The following is a 233-nucleotide window of genomic DNA, read 5'->3' as shown; positions in this document are numbered from 1 at the left end:
CCCCGATGTCCAGGCCTGGTCCAAGGCCCTGCGGGTCACCGGCCGCCCCATCACCTTCGCGCTCACCAACAACCTCGCGATCGCCGACGCCCCGACCTGGAGGTCCCTGGCCAACAGCTGGCGCACCCAGGGCGACGACGAGTGCTACTGCGGGCCCGGCGACAACGGCAGCGGCTATCCGCCCACCGACTGGTCGCACGTCTCCGCCCGGTTCAACACGGCCGCGAACTGGC

At 71.7% G+C, this 233-nt stretch carries 1 pseudogene; it reads left to right on the top strand.

The window, feature by feature from the left end:
• Positions 1–233 (top strand): annotated as a pseudogene (locus KVT45_RS55805) (hypothetical protein); the annotation flags it as partial.

Source organism: Streptomyces sp. GbtcB6, assembly GCF_019091475.1.
GTDB classification, from domain to species: Bacteria; Actinomycetota; Actinomycetes; order Streptomycetales; family Streptomycetaceae; genus Streptomyces; species Streptomyces hyaluromycini.
This window is presented reverse-complemented; position numbering and strand designations above follow the sequence as displayed.